General features: G+C 69.2%; 12 protein-coding genes. 4 read left to right on the top strand and 8 right to left on the bottom strand.

Translation table 11 applies throughout. The annotated features are described in order from the left end of the window. Positions 1–54 precede the first annotated feature (54 nt). Positions 55–1893: a dihydroxy-acid dehydratase gene (gene ilvD / locus BMZ19_RS07095; RefSeq protein ID WP_090308957.1), complete on the bottom strand. Its 1839-nt coding sequence runs from the start codon at positions 1891–1893 to the stop codon at positions 55–57. Between the two features lie 122 nt (positions 1894–2015). Further along, on the bottom strand, positions 2016–3209 hold the full coding sequence (locus BMZ19_RS07090; RefSeq protein ID WP_090308954.1) for a class I SAM-dependent rRNA methyltransferase: 1194 nt from the start codon (positions 3207–3209) through the stop codon (positions 2016–2018). A 133-nt stretch (positions 3210–3342) separates the two neighbouring features. On the opposite strand from BMZ19_RS07090, the gene mutM reads away from it, so the two are divergent. The 4 genes from mutM (at position 3343) to BMZ19_RS07070 (ending at position 8603) form a co-directional block, all read left to right on the top strand. Then, positions 3343–4155, top strand: coding sequence for a bifunctional DNA-formamidopyrimidine glycosylase/DNA-(apurinic or apyrimidinic site) lyase (mutM, locus tag BMZ19_RS07085; RefSeq protein WP_090308952.1), 813 nt, complete (start codon positions 3343–3345; stop codon positions 4153–4155). 150 nt (positions 4156–4305) lie between these two features. Next, a complete protein-coding gene (locus BMZ19_RS07080; RefSeq protein WP_090308949.1) occupies positions 4306–4656 on the top strand; it encodes a multidrug transporter in 351 nt (116 codons plus the stop codon). 228 nt (positions 4657–4884) lie between these two features. Further along, positions 4885–6708 (top strand): Na/Pi cotransporter family protein, encoded by a 1824-nt coding sequence (locus tag BMZ19_RS07075; RefSeq protein ID WP_090308947.1) that lies wholly within the window; start codon positions 4885–4887, stop codon positions 6706–6708. Beyond that, the gene (locus BMZ19_RS07070; RefSeq protein WP_090308944.1) at positions 6708–8603 is read left to right on the top strand and encodes a Na/Pi cotransporter family protein; all 1896 of its coding nucleotides are present in this window, start codon (positions 6708–6710) and stop codon (positions 8601–8603) included. The genes BMZ19_RS07075 and BMZ19_RS07070 overlap by 1 nt, the downstream gene beginning before the upstream one ends. 64 nt (positions 8604–8667) lie before the next feature. On the opposite strand, the gene BMZ19_RS07065 is transcribed toward BMZ19_RS07070, so the two are convergent. From BMZ19_RS07065 to BMZ19_RS07040, 6 genes are all read right to left on the bottom strand, one after another. Next, positions 8668–8919, bottom strand: a complete 252-nt coding sequence (locus BMZ19_RS07065) for a YfhL family 4Fe-4S dicluster ferredoxin (RefSeq protein ID WP_090212384.1) — start codon at positions 8917–8919, stop codon at positions 8668–8670. Between the two features lie 79 nt (positions 8920–8998). After that, positions 8999–9478 carry a pantetheine-phosphate adenylyltransferase gene (coaD, locus tag BMZ19_RS07060; RefSeq protein ID WP_090308940.1) on the bottom strand — a complete coding sequence of 160 codons (480 nt, stop codon included), beginning with the start codon at positions 9476–9478 and terminating at the stop codon, positions 8999–9001. Positions 9479–9563: 85 nt separating this feature from the next. Then, complete coding sequence (locus BMZ19_RS07055; RefSeq protein ID WP_170847715.1) at positions 9564–12362, bottom strand: diguanylate cyclase; 2799 nt, start codon at positions 12360–12362, stop codon at positions 9564–9566. A gap of 173 nt (positions 12363–12535) precedes the next feature. Further along, positions 12536–13153: a 16S rRNA (guanine(966)-N(2))-methyltransferase RsmD gene (rsmD, locus tag BMZ19_RS07050; protein WP_090308933.1), complete on the bottom strand. Its 618-nt coding sequence runs from the start codon at positions 13151–13153 to the stop codon at positions 12536–12538. Then, positions 13153–14646 carry a M16 family metallopeptidase gene (locus BMZ19_RS07045; protein ID WP_090308931.1) on the bottom strand — a complete coding sequence of 498 codons (1494 nt, stop codon included), beginning with the start codon at positions 14644–14646 and terminating at the stop codon, positions 13153–13155. The genes rsmD and BMZ19_RS07045 overlap by 1 nt, the downstream gene beginning before the upstream one ends. Beyond that, positions 14639–16018, bottom strand: coding sequence for a M16 family metallopeptidase (locus BMZ19_RS07040; protein ID WP_090308927.1), 1380 nt, complete (start codon positions 16016–16018; stop codon positions 14639–14641). Before BMZ19_RS07040 ends, BMZ19_RS07045 begins: the two co-directional genes overlap by 8 nt. Positions 16019–16055: the final 37 nt, after the last annotated feature.

Here is a 16055-nt window from a genome sequence, read left to right as displayed (position 1 = left end):
AGCGGAAAGCCCGGCGCTAGGCCGGGCTTTCCGTGACTGCTGGGCTGACTGCTATCAGTCCTCCAGCAGCGCCTTGTTGCGCACCGCGCCCTTGTCGGCGCTGGTGGCGAGCAGGGCGTAGGCCTTCAGCGCGGTGCTGACCTTGCGCGCGCGCGGCGCGGCCGGCTTCCAGCCCTTGTGGTCCTGGTGCAGGCGGCGGGCCTTCAGTTCGTCATCGCCGACCAGCAGGTTGATGCTGCGGTTGGGGATGTCGATGAGGATCTTGTCGCCTTCCTCGACCAGGCCGATGGCGCCGCCTGCGGCGGCTTCCGGCGAAGCGTGGCCGATCGACAGGCCCGAGGTGCCGCCGGAGAAGCGGCCGTCGGTGAGCAGGGCGCACTGCTTGCCCAGGCCCTTGGACTTCAGGTACGAGGTCGGGTAGAGCATTTCCTGCATGCCCGGACCGCCCTTCGGGCCTTCGTAGCGGATGATCACGATGTCGCCCGGCTTGACCTCGTCGGCGAGGATGCCCTTCACCGCGGCGTCCTGGCTCTCGTAGATCTTCGCCGAGCCTTCGAACACGTGGATCGATTCGTCGACGCCGGCGGTCTTCACCACGCAGCCGTCGAGGGCGATGTTGCCGTACAGCACGGCCAGGCCGCCTTCCTGGGAGTAGGCGTTCTCGACACTGCGGATGCAGCCCTCGAAGCGGTCGGTGTCCAGCGTTGGCCAGCGGGTCGCCTGGCTGAACGCGGTCTGGCTGGGGATGCCGGCCGGACCGGCCTTGAAGAAGGTGTGCACGGCTTCGTCGCGGGTCTGGGTGATGTCCCACTGGGCGATGGCGTCGGCCATGGTCTTGCTGTGCACGGTCGGCACGTCGGTGTGCAGCAGGCCGCCCCGGGCCAGTTCGCCGAGGATCGAGAAGATGCCGCCGGCGCGGTGCACGTCTTCCATGTGGTACTTCTGGATGTTCGGTGCCACCTTGCACAGCTGCGGCACGCGACGCGACAGGGCGTCGATGGCGCGCAGGTCGAAGTCGACCTCGCCTTCCTGGGCGGAGGCCAGCAGGTGCAGGATGGTGTTGGTCGAGCCGCCCATGGCGATGTCCAGGGTCATCGCGTTCTCGAACGCCTTGCGGTTGGCGATGTTGCGTGGCAGCACCGACTCGTCGTTCTCGCCGTAGTAGCGCTGGCACAGCTCGACGATCAGCCGGCCGGCGCGCAGGAACAGCTGCTCGCGGTCGGCGTGGGTGGCCAGGGTGGTGCCGTTGCCCGGCAGCGCCAGGCCGAGGGCCTCGGTCAGGCAGTTCATCGAGTTGGCGGTGAACATGCCGGAGCAGCTGCCGCAGGTCGGGCAGGCGCTGCGCTCGTATTCGGCGACGGTCTCGTCCGAACAGCTGTCGTCGGCGGCGGCGACCATGGCATCGACCAGGTCGAGGCCGTGGCTGGCCAGCTTGGTCTTGCCGGCTTCCATCGGGCCGCCGGAGACGAACACCACCGGGATGTTCAGGCGCAGGGCGGCCATCAGCATGCCGGGGGTGATCTTGTCGCAGTTGGAGATGCACACGATGGCGTCGGCGCAGTGGGCGTTGACCATGTACTCGACGGAGTCGGCGATGATCTCGCGGCTCGGCAGCGAATAGAGCATGCCGTCGTGGCCCATGGCGATGCCGTCGTCGACGGCGATGGTGTCGAACTCCTTGGCCACGCCGCCGGCCTTCTCGATCTCGCGGGCGACCAGCTGGCCCAGATCCTTCAGGTGCACGTGGCCGGGCACGAACTGGGTGAAGGAGTTGGCGATGGCGATGATCGGCTTCTTGAAGTCCTCGTCCTTCATCCCGGTGGCACGCCACAGGGCGCGTGCACCGGCCATGTTGCGGCCGAAGGTGGAGGTTTTCGAGCGATAGTCAGGCATGGCGGGTTCCCGGAAATCAGGCAGATATTCAGTTGCTCAGAATACCGCGATTGGCGGGCGGGTGCATCGTGGCGGGACAGGCGTGGTGCGCCAGGCGCACCACGTGTCGGCGAGGAACGGCCTCAGTTGGGCAGGATGCGGCAGGTCAGGCTCTTGATGTAGCGGGTCTCGTGGATCGCCGGGTGTACCGGATGGTCCGGGCCCTGGCCGCCGCGCTCGAGCAGCTGGATGTGGCGGTCGAGGTGGCGGGCGCTGGACAGCAGGATGTTCTGCAGGTCGTCCTCGGGCAGGTGCATCGAGCAACTGGCGCTGACCAGGATGCCGTCGCGGCTGAGCAGGCGCATGGCGGCCTCGTTGAGGCGGCGGTAGGCGGCTTCGCCGTTCTTGAGGTCCTTCTTGCGCTTGATGAAGGCGGGCGGGTCGGCGACGATCACGTCGAAGCGCTCCTCGGCGGCCTTCAGCTCCTTGAGCGCCTCGAACACGTCGCCCTCGACGCAGGCCATCTTGTCGGCGACGCCGTTCAGCGCGGCGTTGCGCTCGACGCCGTCCAGCGCCAGCGCCGAGCCGTCCACGCACATCACCTCGGAGGCGCCGAACGCCGCGGCCTGCACGCCCCAGCCGCCGATGTAGCTGAACAGGTCGAGCACGCGCTTGCCCTTGACGTAGGGGGCCAGGCGCGCGCGGTTCATGCGGTGGTCGTAGAACCAGCCGGTCTTCTGGCCGCTGAGCACCGGCGCCTCGAACTTGACGCCGTTCTCTTCCAGCGCCACCCACTCGGGGACCTGGCCGTAGGCGCTGTCGACGTAGCGCGGCAGGCCCTCGGCATCGCGGGCGGCGGAGTCGTTCTTGAGCAGGATGCCGGCCGGCTTGATCACCTGGACCAGCGCCTCGATCAGGTGGTGCTTGTGATGCTCCATGGTCGCCGAGGCCATCTGCACCACCAGGTAGTCGCCGAAGCGGTCGACCACCAGACCGGGCAGCAGGTCGGAGTCGCCGTAGACCAGGCGGTAGAACGGCTTGTCGAACAGGCGCTCGCGCAGGCTGAGGGCGACGTTGATGCGGTGCACCAGCAGCGACTTGTCGAGGATGTGCTTGGTGTCGCGGGAGATCAGGCGGGCACAGATCAGGTTCTGCGGGCTGATCGCGACGATGCCCAACGGCTTGCCGTTGCTCATCTCGAGGATGGCCTGGTCGCCGGCGCCGAACAGCGACAGCGGGGTGGCCGCCACGTCCACCTCGTTGCTGTAGACCCACAGGTGGCCGGCGCGCAGGCGGCGCTCGGCGTTGGCTTTCAGTCGCAGGCTGGGCAGGGTCATGGGGCACTCTCGCAAAAAGCGCGCAGTATAGCGGAAGGCGGGGCGCCGGGCGCCTGCCGGCTGGCGCGCGGAGGTGAGCGGTGGCGGCAATCCTGCTATGTTGACGCCCCCTGTTCTGCCCGTGCCTGCCGCCATGCCCGAACTGCCCGAAGTCGAAACCACCCGCCGCGGCATCGCCCCGCATCTGGAGGGCCACCGCGTCACTCGCGTGATCGTCCGCGAGCGCCGCCTGCGCTGGCCGATCCCCGAAGATCTCGACGTGCGTCTGTCCGGCCAGCGCATCGAGCGGGTCGAGCGGCGCGCCAAATACCTGCTGATCGGCGCCGAGTGCGGCACCCTGATCGGCCACCTCGGCATGTCCGGCAGCCTGCGCCTGATCGAGGCCGGCCTGCCGGCGGCCAAGCACGAGCACGTCGACATCGAGCTGGATTCCGGCCTGGCGCTGCGCTACACCGACCCGCGGCGCTTCGGCGCGCTGCTGTGGAGCCTGGACCCGCTCAATCACGAACTGCTGCGCAAGCTGGGGCCGGAACCGCTGGGCGAGGACTTCGACGGCGAACGCCTGTACCAGCTGTCGCGCGGCAAGCGTGTGGCGGTCAAGCCGTTCATCATGGACAACGCGGTGGTGGTCGGCGTGGGCAACATCTACGCCACCGAGGCATTGTTCGCCGCCGGCATCGACCCGCGCCGCGAGGCCGGCAGCATCTCGCGGGCGCGCTATGTGAGGCTGGCCGATGACATCCGGCGCATCCTCGCCCAGGCCATCGACTGCGGCGGCACCACCCTGCGCGACTTCGTCGGCGGCGACGGCAAGCCCGGCTACTTCCAGCAGGAGCTGTTCGTCTACGGCCGCGGCGGCGAGTTCTGCAAGGTCTGCGGCAGCACCCTGCGCGAGGTCAAGCTGGGCCAGCGCGCCAGCGTGTACTGTCCGCGCTGTCAGCGCTGAGTGACGCGCCGGCTCCGGCGAGCGCAGGCGGTTTTGCCGGGCGGTTTCCTCGCCGGTCTGGCCGCAGCGATTGACGGCGTTCACGCTGGCGGCCGGCGATTCGCTGATATAGTTATCCCCACGTGCAACGCGGCAAAAAGGACCCTGCGCATGAATCTGTTCCGTTCCACAGCCCTTGGCCTGCTTCTGACCACCGGTCTGGCCTCCCTTCCGCTGTCCGCGTCTGCTTCCCAGGACAACGTCAGCGGCGATCCCACCTACACCCTGGAGGCTCCGCCGGCCTACGCCATGGTCGGCGACCTGCTGATCGCCCGTCCGCTGCTGATCGCCGGCACCATCATCGGTGCGGCGGTCTTCGTCGTCAGCCTGCCGTTCTCGGCGCTGGGCGGCAACGTCGGGGAGTCCGCGGATGCGCTGATCGGCGAGCCGGGCCGCGAAGCCTTCGTGCGCTGCCTGGGCTGCACCAGCTCCTGGGGTCAGAACCAGTCGTACCAGCGTTAAAGCGGATTCGGGCGCCCGTCCGGGCGCCCATCCTGCGCTCCCGCGCACCTTCCCCTTCCCGCTGCGTTTTCGGGCAGAATTGCCCGCGTGACGGTCATCTGTTCGTCATTCCCTTGTCATGCCGCTTCCTCTCGTGCGCAGAGGTGCTCTGCGGTATCTCCTTGAACGTGCACCGTGGGTTGTCAGCCGAGGGCCGTCTTGTCCAGTAAAACCGCTAATACCGTCGTGATGTGGCTGCTGGCCATCGCACTGGCTACGTCGTTCTGGTTCAGCAGCGGCTGGACGCGGCTGGCCGGCGGCCTCGCCCTGTTCCTGTTCGGCATGCAGTGTCTGGAGGAGGGGTTGCGCCTGCTGGCCGGCAGCGAGCTGGAACGTTTCCTCGCCAAGGCCACCGACCGGACCTGGAAGAGCCTGGCCTTCGGCGTGCTGGCCACGGTGATGGTGCAGTCCAGTACCCTGGTGTCGCTGCTGACCATCGCCTTTCTAGGCACCGGGCTGATCGGCCTGGGCGCGGGGTTGTGCATCGTCTTCGGTGCCAACCTGGGCACCACCAGCGGCATCTGGCTGCTGGCGCTGGCCGGGCAGAGCGCCAGCCTGGCCGACATGGCCCTGCCGCTGGCGGTGTTCGGCATCCTGCTCGGCTTCAACGGCCCCAGAAGCAAGGGCGCCGGGCGGGTGCTGCTGGGCATCTGCTTCCTGTTCTTCGGCATCGACCTGATCAAGGGCGGCTTCACCGACGCCACGGCGATGTTCGATCCGGCGCAGTTCAAGGTGCCGGGGCTGTTGGGCATCCTGCTGTTCGTCGGCATCGGCGCGCTGGTCACCGCGGTGGTGCAGTCCAGCCATGCCAGCCTGATGCTGGTGCTGACCGCGCTGGCCTCGGGGCAGATCGATGTCGATCAGGGCTTTGCCCTGGCCATCGGCACCAATGTCGGCGGCGTGCTGACCGCGGTGATCGGCTCGCTGGGCGGTGGGCGGGCCGGCAAGCGCCTGGCGCTGGCCAACGTGCTGTTCAACAGCGGGGTGGCGCTGCTCGCCCTGGTCTTCCTGCAGCCACTTACAGCGCTGGTGCTATGGCTGGCGGAGCTGTCCGGCTTTGCCGGCAACGCGCTGCTGGAGCTGGCGCTGTTCCATACCCTGTTCAATGGCCTGGGGGTGCTGCTGTTCGTGCCCTGGCATCCGCGTCTGGCCACGGCACTGGAGCGCTGGCTGCCCGAGCTGGCCGAGCCCAGTGTGCTGATCGCCGAGGTGCAGGCCCAGGCGCAGCCGGTGGCGCTGCAGGTGGTGACCCGCGCCCGCTACCTGGACGACAACGCGCTGGATTCGGCGGATGCCGCCGTGCAGGCGGTGGCCCGCGAGCTGCAGCACCTGGCGCGCCTGAGTCTGGAGGTGATCTGCCATGCGCTGTACCTGCCGGTCGATCAGCTGCGCAGTGCGCAGGTCGACGAGCGTGCCTTGCAGGATGCGGCGCAGGGGGCCAGCCGTGGCCTGGATGCCGAGCAGCTGTACCAGCACCACATCAAGGGCGTGTACAGCGACCTGGTCAGCTACATGGGCCGCTTGAAGGCCAATCTGGACGAGACGCACAACCGGGAATGGATCGCCAGCCAAGTGCTGGCCATGCAGCTGGTGGATGCGGTCAAGGATGCCAAGCACCTGCAGAAGAACCTCGGCCGCCAGCTCAACGGCCGCGAGCCGGCGGTGAGCGCGGCCTATGCCGAGCTGCGCCGGCACATGCTCTGGGTGCTGCGCGAAATGCGCGTGATCAGTCTGCTCGATCTGCCGGAGGAGGCGCTCAGGGCGCGGCTGGAGCTGTTCGACGGCGCCGCGGCGAAGTTCGATGGCCAGTTCCGCGAGCGGCTGTTCGCGGCGGTGCGCGAGAACAAGCTGGACGGCCTGCACGCCAGCTCGCTGATGAACGATCTGGGCTACGTCAGCCGCATCAGCCAGAGCCTGCGCAACGTGCTGATGCTGGGCCTGGGCGATGCGCACGAGCTGTTGCCGCAGCTGCCGTTCCGCAGTGAAGACGAGGCGCCGCTGATTCAGCTGTAATGAACGACAGCGGCGGCAGGTTCGCGCGCGCTCAAGGGAGGGACGTCTTGTCCAGGCATGCGGCGAATGAAGTGGTGATCTGGCTGCTGGTGGCGGCGCTGCTGGTGTCGTTCTGGTTCAGCACAGGCTGGACCCAGCTGGCCGGTGGCCTGGCGCTGTTCCTGTTCGGCATGCAGTGCCTGGAGGAAGGCTTGCGCATGCTGGCCGGCGGCAGGCTGGAGCGGATTCTGGCCAAGGCTACCGATGGGGTCTGGAAGAGTCTCGGTTTCGGCATCCTGGCCACCGCGCTGGTGCAGTCCAGCTCGCTGGTGTCCCTGCTGACCATCGCCTTCCTCGGCACCGGGCTGATCGGCCTGGCGGCGGGGCTGTGCATCATCTTCGGCGCCAATCTGGGCACCACCAGCGGCATCTGGCTGCTGGCGCTGGCCGGGCAGAGTGCCAGCCTAGGCTCCCTGGCCCTGCCGTTGGCGGTGATCGGCATCCTGCTCGGCTTCAACGGCCCGCGGGCGAAGGGCATCGGTCGGCTGCTGTTCGGCATCTGCTTGCTGTTCCTCGGCATCGATCTGATGCAGAGCGGTTTCTCCGGCGCCACCGCCTGGCTGGATCCGGCCAGCATCCGGGTGCCGGGGCTGCTCGGCACCCTGCTGTTCGTCGGCGCCGGCCTGCTGGCAACGGTGCTGCTGCAGTCCAGCCATGCGGCGCTGATGCTGACCCTGACTGCCCTGGCAGGCGGGCAGGTCGGCCTCGAGCAGGCCTTTGCGCTGGCCATCGGTGCCAACATCGGCACCACCATCACCGCCGTGCTCGGCTCGCTGGGCGGCGCGCGCGCCGGCAAGCGTCTGGCCCTCGGTCATGTGCTGTTCAACCTGGGTACGGGGGGGCTGGCCATCCTACTGGTTGCGCCCCTGGCGGCGCTGACCGGGCAGATCGCCGCCTGGCTCGGCCTGGGCGACAACGCCCTGCTCAAGCTGGCGCTGTTCCATACCCTGTTCAACGGCCTCGGCCTGCTGCTGTTCGTGCCCTGGCATCGCGGTCTGGCTGTCCGTCTGGAGCGCTGGCTGCCGGATGTTGCCGAACCGCAGGTGCTGATCACCGAGATGCAGGGTGCGACGCAGGCGCCGGCGGTCACCCATGCCCGCTACCTCGACGAGAGCGCACTGGGCTCGGCCGGTGCCGCGGTGCAGGCGGTGGCGCGCGAGCTGCAGCATCTGGCGCGTCTCAGCCTGGAGGTGATATGCCACGCCCTGTACCTGCCGGTCGACCAGCTGGGCAGCCGGCAGGTCGACGAGGCGCTGCTGCGCAGTTCGGCGCAGACGGCCGGGCGCACCCTGGATGCCGAGCAGCTGTACCAGCGCCATATCAAGGGCGTGTACAGCGACCTGGTCAGCTACATGGGGCGCCTGGAAGTCAGCCTGGACGAGGCGCACAGCCGGGCGTGGATCGCCAGCCAGCTGGTGGCGCTGCAGCTGGTGGACGCGGTGAAGGACGCCAAGCATCTGCAGAAGAACCTCGGTCGCCTGCTGGTCAACGGCGAGCCGGCGGTGAGTGCCGCCTATGCCGATCTGCGCCGCCAGCTGCTCTGGGTGTTACGCGAGATGCGCGCCATCAGTCTGCTCGATCTGCCGGCGGAGACGCTCAAGGCGCGTCTGGAGTTGTTCGACAGCCAGGCGGCGAAGTTCGATGCCGCCTTCCGCGAGCGGTTGTTCGCCGCGGTGCGCGAGAAGCGCCTGGACGGCCTGCAGGCCAGCTCGCTGATGAACGACCTGGGCTATGCCAGCCGCATCGGCCAGAGCCTGCGCAACGTGCTGCTGCTGGGGCTGGGCGAGGGGCGCGAGATCATGCCGCAGCTGCCATTCCGCGGCGAGGACGAGGCGCCGCTGATCCGCCTGGAATGAAAAACGCCGGCCACCCTGGGCGGGGTGGCCGGCGTTCTGTTCGGCGCAGGGCGCTGGCGGTGGATCAGGCCTTGCCGCTGATGATCAGGTATTTCTGCATCAGCTCGTCGCGGCTTTCCACATGGTTCGGGTCCAGCGGGATGCAGTCCACCGGGCACACCTGCTGGCACTGCGGCTCATCGTAGTGGCCGACGCATTCGGTGCACAGGTTCGGGTCGATCTCATAGATCTCCTCGCCCTGGGAAATGGCGCCGTTGGGGCACTCAGGCTCGCAGACGTCGCAGTTGATGCAGTCGTCGGTGATGATAAGGGACATGGGAACTACTCCAGACGCAGGAACGGTCAACGTGCTTATTGTGCCGCAACTGTACGCGGCCTGCATGCGTCCGTGTGTCTCAACCCGGGTAGCGTTCGTGCAGGGCCTGGGCGACAACCGGGTGGACGAACTTGCCGATCTCGCCGCCGAGCGCCGCGATTTCCCGCACCAGACTCGAGGAAATGTACGAGTACTGCTCGGACGGGGTAAGGAACAGGCTCTCCACCTGCGGTGCCAACTGGCGGTTCATGTTGGCCAGCTGGAACTCGTACTCGAAGTCCGACACCGCGCGCAGACCGCGCAGCAGCACGTTGGCCTGCTGCTGCTGGGCGAACTGGGCCAGCAGGTTGGAAAAGCCGATCACCCGCACGTTGGGCAGGTGGGCGGTCACCGCCTCGGCCAGCTCGACGCGCTTGTCCAGGCTGAACAGGGGATTCTTCTTGGGGCTGGCGGCCACGGCGACGATCACCTCGTCGAACAGCCGGGCGGCGCGCTCGATCAGATCGCCATGGCCCTTGGTGATCGGGTCGAAAGTGCCCGGGTAAAGCGCTCGGTTCATCCTGTGGTCCTGCTTTAGGGGGCGTAGGAGGCCCGGATGGTAGCGCAGCGCCGGCGGGGCGGCCAAGCCGAACCTGTGGGCCGGCTCAGGCTTCCTCGAATTGCGGCTCGCTACATACCCGGTTGCGCCCGGCGTCCTTGGCGGCATACAGCGCCTGGTCGGCGCGCAGCAGCAGGCTCTCGTGGCTGTCGCCGGGGCGCGCGCTGCTGACCCCGAAGCTGGCGGTGACCGCGCCGACCTGGGCGAAGGGCGTGTCCTGCACCAGTTGGCGCAGGGCTTCGGCCAGGTGGGCGGCCTGGCCTGCCTCGGTCTCGGGGCAGATGATGACGAACTCCTCGCCGCCGAGGCGGCAGAACATGTCGATCCGCCGCAGGCGCGCGCCGATGCGCCGGCACAGCTCCTGGAGCACCTGATCGCCGGCATCGTGACCCCAGGTGTCGTTGACCCGCTTGAAATGGTCGATATCCAGCATGACCAGGCTGAGTGGGCGCCGGGTGCGGGTGCGGCGCTCCAGCTCGATGTCCAGATGGTCGAGAAAGTAGCGGCGGTTGTGGATGCCGGTCAGCGGGTCGGTGATGGTCAGCGTGCGCAGTTCGTGTTCGACCTGCTTGAGGCTGCTGATGTCGGCGATGAAGCCGTGCCAGAGCACCGAGCCGTCGGCCAGGCGTTCCGGCACCGACTCGCCGCGCAGCCAGCGCAGGCCGCGCTGCGGCAGCTGCACGCGGTAGTCCTCCTGCCAGCGGGTCAGCTCGCGGGCCGACTGCTGGATCGAGTCGATGATCCGCTGGCGGTCGAGCGGATGGATGCGCTCGATGACCGCGCTGGCATCGCCGCGCACCTGCTCCGGCTCCACCTCGTAGACCTCGCGGATGCCGGCGCTGGCATAGGGAAAGCAGCTGTGGCCGTCGGCGAACAGGCGGTATTGGAAGATGCTGCCGGGCACCTGGGCACCGAGCTTTTCCAGCAGCTGGCTGCGCTCCTCGAGGGCCTGGCGGGCGCGCAGGCGCTCGCCGATGTCGAGGGCGATCAGCAGGTAGCCGCCGCGCTGGCCGTCGGGCTCGATGATGGCGGAGAGCATCAGGGTCACGTGCAGCGGCGTGCGGTTGCGGCGCAGCAGGATGGTTTCCAGCTCGCGGTGCTGGTGCTGCGGGTCGAGCAGCGCTTCCAGCAGCGCCAGGGCGCCGCCCGGCGGCACGCTCAGGCCGGCACTGGCAGCCAGCTGGGGGCCGTCCAGCAGCGGGTCGACCGGCTGCTGCTGGATGTCCCCGCGCTCGTAGCCGAGCAGGCGCTGCGCACCGGCATTGAAGGTGCGGATCAGGCCGTCCGCGCTGACGCCGATGATGGCCACCTGGCTGGCGGCCTCGAGCAGGCGCTGCAGGCGGGCATTGCTCTGGCGCAGCTCCAGTTCCAGCGTCTTGCGCCTCGAGATGTCGACGTGGGTGCCGATCATGCGCAGCGGCTGGCCGTCGGCCCGGCGCTCGACCACCTTGCCGCGGGCCAGCAGCCACAGCCAGCTGCCGTCCTTGCAGCGCAGGCGCTTCTCGCAGCGGTACATCGACGTGCGCCCGGCCAGGCATTCGTGCAGGGCGTGCTCGCAGCGGGCGGCATCCTCCGGATGCAGGCGGTCGCGCCACTCCTGCGGGCTGTCGCCGATCTCGTCCTCGGCGTAGCCGAGCAGCGCCTTCCACGTCGGCGAGAAGTACAGGCGGTCGCTCTGCAGGTCCCAGTCCCAGACTCCGTCGCCGATGCCGTCGAGGGCCAGGGTCCAGCGCTCCTCGCTGATGCGCAGCGCCTCGCGGTTGCGCTGCAGCTCGGCGGTGCGCCGCTCGACCAGGGCCAGGGCGCGCTGGCGTTGGCTGAGCAGGACGAACAGCAAAAGGCCGAGCAGCAGGCTGAGGCTGGCGCCCGGCAGGGCCACACTCCAGGCGGCCAGGCTGGGATGCTGGTCGAGGAAGCGGGCGGTGGGGCGCAGCACCAAGCGGTAGTGCCAGTGCCCGGAGCGGAGCTCGCGACTGGCCTGCAGCGGGCTGTCGTGGACGGGGCTGCCCAGCCGGTACAGCGGCGGACTGCCGGCCTGCTCGAGGTCATGAAGCTCCAGGGCCAGGCCGCCGAGGGTTGCCTGCCTCTCGTCCAGCAATTGGCGCAGGCTGATGGCGCTGAACAGCGCACCCAGCAGCGGGGCCTCAGCGACGCGGGCGTGCTGCGTGCTGGCTGCTGCCCGCACCGGCGCAACCAGCAGCAGGCCGAGGCGGTCCTCCTCGGCGCCGCTGGTGAAGCGCAGGATGGCGCTGGCGCCGATCTGCTGGCTGTTGATGGCTTCCTCGAGGGCGTCCCGGCGCGGGCCGGGCGAGGCCATGTCGAGACCCAGCGGCAGCTCGGCGATGCTGCGCGATACGCTGAACAGCAGTGGGAAGTAGCGGTCGCGGGCCTGCAGGGGCTGCAGGTTGCCGGCGTGATCGGCTTCGCGCAGCCGGAAGTGGCTGCCGACCAGGGCCTCGGCGTGCTGGGTGAAGGCGTGCAGCTGCGCGTCGGGGTCGTGGGCGTCGAGCTGCAGCAGCGGCGCCCAGGACAGCGCCAGGTTGTCGCTCAGCAGGGGCTGGGTGTACTGCTCGAACTCGGCGCGGGTCACCTCGCCGGAGTTCTCGAACAGGCGGCGCACGCTGTCGAGGTCGCGCTGGCGCTCCTTCAGGCGTGTGTCCAGGCGGGCGAAGCGCTCCTCGGCCAGATGCTCGAACTGGTGGCGGACATGGGCCTGGCTGTCCTGCCAGAGCTGGCGGGCCAGCAGTGCGGTGAGAGCCAGGCCAACCAGGGTCAGCAGGCAACAGAGCAGCCACTGGCAGCGTCGGCTGCAGCGGCTGGGTGAGGCATCGTGAGGGGCGGGCATGCGACTCCTGGTCCACCGCGCAGCAGTCGGGGTGCGGTTGGACAGCGCCGCCAAGGATATCGTCCCGGCTGTCATTTTTGCAGCAATGTGACGCAGTTAATGCTTGCGCTGTGACGGGGTCGACAAAAACTTGGCGCGCCAGCGTCCGGCTGCGGTGCGCTGCGAGTGCGCAGTCAGGCGCCGGTGGACTCGGCCAGCGCCTGGCGCTGCCACAGCGCATAGTGTACCTGGCCGGTGTGCTTCTCGCGGTGCAGACGCCAGTTGCCCGGCAGGCCGAGACTGGACGGCGCGTTCTCGCTCTCCGTATAGATCCAGGCGCGGGGGGCCAGCCAGCCGCGCTCTTCGAGCAGCTGGCAGGCGGGGGCGAGCAGGTCCTTGTGAAACGGCGGGTCGAGGAACACCAGGTCGAAGGGTTCGGCGGCGGCACCCTGCAGGTGCTGCAGGGCATCGGTCTGGCGCACTTCGCCGTTGCCGGCGCGCAGCAGTTCGAGATTGCCGCGCAGGGCGCTGACCGCCGCCGGATTCAGCTCCAGGGCCAGGCCGCGGCTGGCGCCACGCGACAGGGCTTCGAGGAGCAGCGCGCCGCTGCCGGCGAAGGGGTCGAGCACGCGGGCGGCGCCCACGTAGGGCGCCAGCCAGTTGAACAGGGTCTCGCGCACCCGGTCCGGCGTCGGGCGTAGGCCGGGCGCATCGGGAAAGCTCAGGCGCCGCGAGCGCCAGTCGCCGCCGATGATGCGCAGCTGGCCCTGGCTGGCGGTGGCGCGGGCGGGTTTTGCGGGGGATCTGGCCATCAGTGCTCCGGTACGCCGGCGCTCTGCACGGCGGGACGTTCGACAGGGGGCGGCAGCGGCTGCTGGGCGACCGTGGGGCCGCTGGAGACCACCACGAAGGCATCGGCATCCAGGTGGCGGGCCATGGCCTCGCGGACCTGCGCGACGCTGAGCTGCTGCACCTGGTTCATGAAGTCTTCCAGCTGGGTGCTGGGCAGGTCGTAGAAGCCGATGGCGGCCAGCTGGCCGACGATGTCGGCGTTGCTGGCGGTGGTCAGCGGGAAGCTGCCGGCCAGCTCGCGCTTGACCTGCTTCAGCTCCTCTTCGCTGGGCCCCTGGGCGACGAAGTCGCGCACCAGCGCACGGACCAGCTCGAGGGTGGCCTCGCTCAGTTCGGCGCGGGTCTGCACGTTGATCATGAACGGCCCGGCCACCTGCATCGGGGTGAAACCCGAGTAGATGCCGTAGGTCAGGCCGCGCTTCTCGCGCACCTCTTCCATCAGCCGGCTGCCGAAGCCGCCGCCGCCGAGGATCTGGTTGCCGACGTAGAGCGCGGCGTAGTCCGGGTCGCGGCGCTCGATGCCGAGCTGGGCGAGCATCAGGTGGGTCTGCTGCGAGGGGAACTCGATGTGCTGGCGGGCGGCGGCCGGTGCCTGCGGTGCTGGCGGGGCAGGCAGGGCCGGCCCCTTGGGCAGGCTGGCGGAGAGCTGGGTGGCGATGGCCTCGGCCTCGCTGCGCGAGAGGTCACCGACCAGGGCGATCACCGCGTTGCCGGCGGCGTAGGCGCGGGCGTGGAAGGCGGCCAGCTGGGCGCGGTCGAGGGCCGGGACGCTCTCCAGGGTGCCGTCGCTCGGCGGGGCATAGGGGTGCGCGCCGTACAGCTGCTGGAACAGGGCGATGCTGGCCAGCTTGCCGGGGTTCTGCTTCTGCTGCTCGAGGCCGGCGAGGATCTGGTTCTTCAGCCGCGCCAGGGCGGCGTCGGGGAAGTTCGGTGCACCGACCACCTGGGCGAACAGCGCCAGCGCCGGTTCGCGCTGTTCGGCGGCCGACAGGCTGCGCAGCGAGGCGACCGCCATGTCGCGGTAGGCGCCGTTGCCGAACTGGGCGCCGAGGCCCTCGAAGCCGGCGGCGATCGCGGTGGTGTCGCGGCCGTCGATGCCCTCGTTGAGCATGGCGTTGGTCAGCATGGCCAAGCCGGGCGTGGCGCCGTCCTGGCTGCTGCCGGCGGCGAAGGTCAGGCGCAGGTCGAACATCGGCAGCTCGCGGGCCTCGACGAACAGCACGCGGGCGCCTTCGGCGGTTTCCCAGCGCTGGATGTCGAGGTGGCGGCGGGCCAGGGCCTGGCCGTTGATGCCGGCCAGCGAGGCGATCTTCGGCGCCGCGGCCGGTGCGCTGCTGGTGACGGGTGCCGCGGGGGCAGGTTGATCCGGTTCGGCCACCGGGCGACTGACCAGCAGCAACAGGCCGAGCAGGACCAGCAGCGCCAGGGCGAGCAGCAGGTGGCGTTTATTCATGGCGGGTCTCCGCGGTGGTCGGCTCGGTGCTGGCCAGCGGCAGCACCTGAGCCAGGGTCAGGCGCTCGCGCTGGAACAGGCGCTGGGCGGCGGCCTGGATGTCGGCGGGGGTGACCGCCTTGAGGGCCTCGAGCTCCTGGTCGAGCAGCTGCCAGGACAGGCCGACGGCCTGCAGTTGGCCGATGCCGGTGGCCTGGCTGGCGATGGAGTCGCGCTCGTAGATCAGGCCGGCGATCACTTGGGCCTGCACCCGCGCCACTTCCTCGGCGCTGGGTGGCTGGCTCTTGAGCAGTTCCAGCTCCTGCCACAGGCCGGCCTCGACCTGCTCGAGGGTCTTGCCTTGTTGCACGTTGGGACGGGCGGACAGGATGAACAGGCTGTCGCCGCGGGTGAACGGGTTGTACCAAGCCGAAGCGCCGGTCACCAGCTCCTGCTCGCGCTCGAGGCGACTGGGCAGGCGCGCGCTGTAGCCGCCGTCGAGCAGGGCGGCGATCAGGCGCAGGGCGTGTACTTCGCGGGGGTTGTCGCTGCTGGCCAGGCCCGGCACGTTGAAACCGAGCAGCAGGCTGGGCAGCTGGGTCTTGACCCGCAGGGTCAGGCGTCGCTCGCCGAGCGCGGGCAGCTCCAGCGGCGCCTTGGCGGTCGGCAGCGGGCGGGCCGGGATGGCGGCGAAATGGCGCTCGGTCAGGGTCTTCACCTCGTCGGCGGTGACGTCGCCGACCACCACCAGGGTGGCGTTGTTGGGGCTGTACCAGTCCTTGTGCCAGGCACGCAGGTCGTCCACCGTCATGCGCTCGAGGTCACTCATCCAGCCGATGGTCGGGTTGCGATAGCCGGTGGCCGGGTAGGCAGCGGTCTTGAAACGCTCGAAGGCCAGCGAGGAGGGGTTGTCCTCGGTGCGCAGGCGGCGCTCCTCCTTGATCACCTCGATCTCGCGGCTGAACTCGTCGGCCGGCAGGGCCAGGCTGGCCAGGCGGTCGGCCTCCATTTCCAGGGCGACTTCCAGGCGATCGCGGGCCAGCACCTGATAGTAGGCGGTGTAGTCGTCGCTGGTGAAGGCATTCTCCTCGGCGCCCAGTTCGCGCAGGATGCGCGACGATTCGCCGGGGCCGAGACGGGCGCTGCCCTTGAACATCATGTGCTCGAGGGCGTGCGACAGGCCGGTGAAGCCGGGGCGCTCGTAGCTGGAGCCGATCTTGTACCACAGCTGGGAGACCACCACCGGCGCGCGGTGGTCCTCGCGCACGATCACGGTCAGGCCGTTGTCCAGGCGGAACTCGTGGGTGGGCTGGCCGCTGGCGGCCAGGGCGCTCAGCGGCAGGCAGAGAGCGCTCAGCAACAGGCTGGCGACGCGGCGCGCGAATGCATTCATCAATAGTGCCTTTTCAGACTGCCGGCCGGTTTTGGCG

The sequence above is a fragment of the Pseudomonas linyingensis genome (genome assembly GCF_900109175.1).
GTDB lineage: Bacteria > Pseudomonadota > Gammaproteobacteria > Pseudomonadales > Pseudomonadaceae > Geopseudomonas > Geopseudomonas linyingensis.
The sequence above is the reverse complement of the archived record's forward strand: the minus strand, read 5'-3'. Positions and strand labels throughout refer to the sequence as shown.